The organism is Enterobacter sp. MGH85, from assembly GCF_001037655.1.
Lineage (GTDB): Bacteria > Pseudomonadota > Gammaproteobacteria > Enterobacterales > Enterobacteriaceae > Enterobacter > Enterobacter intestinihominis.
Map to the genome: position 1 here is coordinate 1 of NZ_KQ089928.1, position 5,373 is coordinate 5,373.

Sequence of the window (5,373 nt, forward strand, 5' to 3'; positions counted from 1 at the left end):
TGGGCTGGGCGCACATTCTACTGACTGGCGAATATCTTTGGCCCAAGGAACCGAAAGCTTAGGGTGTCATTTCGCCCTCAGCCGGAACCGACCCCTGCATAGCCATTCATCACGCCAGAATTCATCTGCGCCGTTTTGTGGGCTTTTCGCCTGGTAATCTGGGGTTTTCATCGGCTTCGCGCTGAAATCGTCCTGAGCGCGTTTTAGCGGTGCGCGTAATGAGGCGTTATGGTAAATCGATAGGCATAAAAAAAGCCCCGGAGGGCTTTTTTTCTAGATGTGCTGCCTCATCCAATCCCATGTGGTTTGCGGAAGCCATCCGGCATATTCTTTGGTTACACCAATCACAAGCAAGGTGTCATTATTGTCCAGATGCCTACGCAAACGATCCGACAGCTGTTGGGCTGTTTCCCTGGTTGATATTAGCCAGGTGGAATCTAACGGATGGCACCATCCCGGCGATTTTTTTAACTCGTCGTATAGCGCATTGTAGTTCTGACCTGCTTTATTCAGGTCGTAAGAGACACAGTAAACTGACATAGAACCATCCTTTTTAATCAAATTTAGAACAGCCCGTTAGGGTTGCGATCACTAACTTTTCTTTTCGCGATTAATTGGAATTTTGAACATCCCGCCGTTAGGACGAGTGATCCGTTTGCCCTTTACTGTGATGTAAGGGCGAAAAATGTATGCTTGAGACTCTTCTGTCTGCATGTTGCATTTCCTATTTTTCGCCACATGAATGTTGATTTTTGCTGTCAAAATTGTACTGTAGCAATCAACAAATCTTGTGGCTGGCTTCATAAAAGCACTTGAGGTGGTACTCAAGCGCCGCATTTGCGTATGGTTTGTTGGGGTTAGTTCTGGTGGTACAGGCTAACCCTTTTTATTATATTGAAATATGCATTCATCCTCCTGAATTATATAGTTAATTTTTAATTTGCAATGTGCTTTTTCACAGTGTCTGCACCGCTGAGCATAAACGCGATAAACAGAAACCATCCCCACCCATCGATTGAATGAAATGCCAAAACTGCTGAGCTAATGACCGCAGCGAATGGCACCATCTGATATAGAAAGAACCTCATTTTTACTCCTGTTAGCACTCAGCATTTTCAATGCCTTTAGTTAGTACTCTGTAACACTTCACATGCTTGTATTTGTATGCTCTCATGCTATTCTTAATGCTGTTTTTTGTCAACAAATGACAAAATCTTGTTTTAAGAACACAAAAACGGATGTCCTTATGATTGTTAACTTCAGCTTGTCTAATGCATTCTCGTTCAAGGATGCTCAAAATTTGAGCATGCTGGCGGTGTCATCGCCAAAGGATGACATCAATCAGGCTAATGTCATGTCTATCAAAGATGAAAGGATATTAAAGTCCGCCTTGATTTTTGGTGCGAATGCGAGTGGGAAATCAAATTTTATAAAGACAATATCTATTATGAAAGATATTGTTTTGCATTCCGTTCAGGCTATAGAATCAAGTATCACAAAAAACATAATACCTTTTCTGCTTGATGAGGATGGCCCAAAAAGTCCAACTGAAATGGAGGTTGTTTTTGTAAAGGATAATATTAAATACAGGTATGGCTTATCCTTACTCCAAGGTAAAATTAAAGAGGAATGGCTTTACTATACACCATCATCTAGAGAAACAATGTTGTTTGAGAGAGATGGTTTAGATATTGATGTAAACAGAGCTTCCTTTGGGGAGTCTTCTTTGTTTATTAAAGATAAAATTATTCAGAAAACCAGGGATGATGTTCCATTTATATCTGTTATTGCTGGATTTAACGGTGAGCACTCTAAAAGAGTTGTGGATTGGTTTAGGAATATTGTTGTTATATCTGGCTCAAATGAAGGTGCGTTTACAGGGATTACATTAAATCTTATTAATGAGTCTCCTGATTTTAAATTGTGGCTAAAAAAAATACTCCCATCATTTCAGATTAGTGACATTTATTTAGATGAGGTCGCCCCGGATATTCCTTTTAATGACATAAAAACGGACGACGATAATTTAAAAAACCTATTTAGCTCCATACAAAATTTAGCAAAAACGCAAAAAATGTTTTCTATTCGTGTGATTAAGAAAACAGCGAATGGTGAAATATCCGTCCCTATTGATTTTGAATCAGAGGGAACCAAGAAAATAGTATATATGCTTGGCCCTATATATAATGCCATTAACAATGGTAACTTATTGTTAGTTGATGAGTTTGACTCTAAATTCCATACTTTGCTTTCTAAGTTTATATTCAGAATGTTTCATGAGCAAAGCGAACATGGTAGTCAGATTATAGCTGCTGTTCAGGACGTTAATCTGATGTCTATAGATTGCTTCAGGAGAGATCAAATTTGGTTTGTTGATAAAAACTATGAGACTGGTGGTAGTAACTTGTATTCACTTGTTGAATATAAGGAAAGACAAAGATCTTTGAAGCCATCTTATGGGGCTGATTACTTAAATGGTGACTTTGATGCAATACCGTTATTTGAAAATCCACAAGATATTGAAACCTTAATGTCTAAGGAATGATATCATGCCACCAAAGAGAAGTAGAAGCCTAAAAAGCTCGTTAAGAAAGGAAGAAACCAAAGACTCCAAGCCGAAATCCGAGTCAACGGATAGGTTTATTTCTGTGAGTTTCAAGTACTTCTGTAATGTTGATGGTGTGGGTCAATCTATAGATTCCTGGCTCGATGATGGATGTCTTGGTGAGTTAGTGGAAAAACTAACTTATTTGACTGCCAATGGTATTACTAAAGTCATATCGGATGGTATCTTTACTAATTATAATCGCTATCCTGATTCTTCTGTTAACGACTTCAAGTGCCCCGATGGATTATCAAAAGATGAATCTTGGGGGGTTATAAAAAACATTGGCGGGCAGAAAAGAAGGGTTGCTGGATTCCTTAGAGATAATATTTTTTATATTGTTTTCTTTGATAGGGACCATCGGTTTTGGAAGTCAAATAAGTAATGTATTGCCTTGAGTGGTTCTCTTTTTACAAGGATCTTCTTGAGATCAGAGGCTACTCATCGTAATCTCTTTCTTCGAAAACGAAAAAAACCGCCTTGGCGGGCGGTTTTTTCGAAGGTTCATGGAGTTGGCGCTCAATGAACCGAGGTTACTGGCTTGGAGGAGCGCAGTCACCAAAACTTGTTCTTTCAGTTTAGCCTTAACTGGCGCATAACTTCAAGACCAACTCCTCTAAATCAGTTACCAGTGGCTGCTGCCAGTGGCGCTTAGTCGTGTCTTTCCGGGTTGGACTCAAGATGATAGTTACCGGATAAGGCGCAGCAGTCGGGCTGAACGGGGGGTTCGTGCATACAGCCCAGCTTGGAGCGAACTGCCTTCCCGGAGCCGAGTGTCAGGCGTGGAATGAGAAACCGCGGCCACAACAGCGGAATGACACCGGTAAACCGAAAGGCAGGAACAGGAGAGCGCACGAGGGAGCCGCCAGGGGGAAACGCCTGGTATCTTTATAGTCCTGTCGGGTTTCGCCACCACTGATTTGAGCGTCAGATTTCGTGATGCCTATCAGGGGGGCGAAGCCTATGGAAAAACGCCCTGGCTGGGCGTGGCCTTCTCGCTCTTGTTCTGGCTTTTCGTTACGCTTACCGTCTACGTTATTTGTCTCTTAGGACGATCCGTCCGCTCGCCGCAGATAAGTGACCGAGCGTAGCGAGCGAACGGTCGAGGAAGCGGAAAAGAACCGGGTATCACTAGGAGCACTGACGCTGTGATGACTAAACAACAGAAAACGGCACTGAATATGGCGAAATTCATTCAGGCGCAATCCCTGCTTTTACTGGATAAGCTCAACGAACTGGATCTCGATACTGAGGCCGACCTGTGCGAAAAACTGCATGAGGATGCGGAACACCTCTTTCGCACTCTGGCTATTCGTCTGGATGATTTTCAAGAGGATTTGTAATGGCCCGTGTATCCATTAGCGAAGCGGCGCGTCTTGCCGGTGTCAGTCGTCCCACTGTTTACAGGATGATTAAGTCAGGTGAACTGACTTACACCTCTGTTGTAAAACATGGAAAGTCCGTTAAAACTATTGATACTTCTGAGCTTATTCGCGTGTTTGGTATGCTTGAGGGTGTAAACGGCGGTAAAAGTGACACTGTAAAATTTGACGATAACGCTACAGAGGTTAACAGTGAGTTTTTACATCGTTTACAGCACCAGGTGACGCTTTTGCAGGCGGAAAATGCCGGACTTAAAGATGCGGTGAATGCTCGGGATGAACATATCAGTTCACTTCGTCAGGCCATGCAGCTTCTGGAGCATAAAGCAGAGACTCCTGCCCCTGCTACGTCAGTGGCACGATGGTGGCAGTTCTGGAAATAGTCCGTATTACCCGGTCACGTTATTCCACGCATTCCGGTCATAGCGTTCGGCCTGTCGTGATGTTCTGAGTGTGATATGGATTTTTCCGTTATTTCCACCGGGAGGATTTACCTTCATGACGAAGGATTGATGGCTGAAAAAGGCCAGAAAATCGTGTCACACCCCACGCACTGTACAGTGCTCTTCAGAAAGCCACTAATGACGCGGCTTTCTGGTGTAACACCCAACTGTATATTCAGTATTTTAAATTAGCCCAAAGATATCGTTTTAATTTTATATATCATGATGTTATAGGTGTAACACCTTCCACCCGTGTTGAGGTGTTTATGCCATCATCCCGAAAGCCGGTACAGTTTCGTTTGCCTGAAAATATTCAAACCATTCTTGAGCAGGAAGCTGCGGTCAGAAATCTTACCGTGAATGAGTATGCTCGTAGAAAACTGACGGATGCGCTGACGACTGACCATGACTTGTCTGAGCATCGCGATCAGATCCTCAGGCAGGTCGTATTTATAAAACATATTCTGTTAAGTGTTGGGCTGGAAGTGAATGAGCTGAACAGTTATGGGAAGTTTTCAGGGGAAGAACTGAGTAAAAATTATAAAGAAATGGTCATTTCTCCAGCGATGAAACGGTTCCGTACAGAGTTACAATCTTTGGGGATCGAATATGGCTGATTTCAGGCGGTTGACGTGGTGATCTGTTTATGTGGTTGCCCATAAATGATCAGCGCCTCACGACCCCGCAATTTATTGCGGGGTCGTGAGGCGTTTTCTTTTGCCAGTTTGTGCCAGACTGTTACCTGACGTGTTAACGCTTGGGAGAAAGAAAATGAAGCAATGGTTTGCGACCCTTATCGATGACCTGAAATTTCTGGGCGCAGAGTGTAAGAGAGAGTTTTCGGATCTGGGGTCGGTTCCGGCTGAGGGCGAAATGACACCCTAAGCGTTAGCTCTGTGTCGTTGCACGATGTCAGCGACGGTATTCTTGCTGATACCGAGCT

Annotated in this window: 5 protein-coding genes; all 5 read left to right on the forward strand. The window is 43.1% G+C overall.

The window, feature by feature from the left end; genetic code table 11:
- The first annotated feature begins 1,246 nt into the window (after positions 1-1,246).
- The 5 genes from SK51_RS23560 to SK51_RS23585 all read left to right on the forward strand — a co-directional run bounded on the left by SK51_RS23560 (position 1,247) and on the right by SK51_RS23585 (position 5,047).
- Positions 1,247-2,545, forward strand: a complete 1,299-nt coding sequence (locus SK51_RS23560; protein WP_048207327.1) for an AAA family ATPase — start codon at positions 1,247-1,249, stop codon at positions 2,543-2,545.
- Positions 2,546-2,549: 4 nt separating this feature from the next.
- Positions 2,550-2,990 (forward strand): hypothetical protein, encoded by a 441-nt coding sequence (locus tag SK51_RS23565; RefSeq protein WP_048207328.1) that lies wholly within the window; start codon positions 2,550-2,552, stop codon positions 2,988-2,990.
- Between the two features lie 766 nt (positions 2,991-3,756).
- The gene (locus SK51_RS23575; RefSeq protein ID WP_048207332.1) at positions 3,757-3,948 is read left to right on the forward strand and encodes a Rop family plasmid primer RNA-binding protein; all 192 of its coding nucleotides are present in this window, start codon (positions 3,757-3,759) and stop codon (positions 3,946-3,948) included.
- A complete protein-coding gene (locus tag SK51_RS23580) occupies positions 3,948-4,370 on the forward strand; it encodes a helix-turn-helix domain-containing protein (protein ID WP_048207334.1) in 423 nt (140 codons plus the stop codon). The genes SK51_RS23575 and SK51_RS23580 overlap by 1 nt, the downstream gene beginning before the upstream one ends.
- Before the next feature lie 326 nt (positions 4,371-4,696).
- Positions 4,697-5,047 (forward strand): hypothetical protein, encoded by a 351-nt coding sequence (locus SK51_RS23585; RefSeq protein WP_048207336.1) that lies wholly within the window; start codon positions 4,697-4,699, stop codon positions 5,045-5,047.
- Positions 5,048-5,373 lie beyond the last annotated feature (326 nt).

Bases quoted from the DNA above. Each gene is read 5' to 3' on its own strand.
- SK51_RS23560 (WP_048207327.1), top strand. From the start codon at position 1,247: ATGATTGTTAACTTCAGCTTGTCTAATGCATTCTCGTTCAAGGATGCT.
- SK51_RS23565 (WP_048207328.1), top strand. From the start codon at position 2,550: ATGCCACCAAAGAGAAGTAGAAGCCTAAAAAGCTCGTTAAGAAAGGAA.
- SK51_RS23575 (WP_048207332.1), top strand. From the start codon at position 3,757: ATGACTAAACAACAGAAAACGGCACTGAATATGGCGAAATTCATTCAG.
- SK51_RS23580 (WP_048207334.1), top strand. From the start codon at position 3,948: ATGGCCCGTGTATCCATTAGCGAAGCGGCGCGTCTTGCCGGTGTCAGT.
- SK51_RS23585 (WP_048207336.1), top strand. From the start codon at position 4,697: ATGCCATCATCCCGAAAGCCGGTACAGTTTCGTTTGCCTGAAAATATT.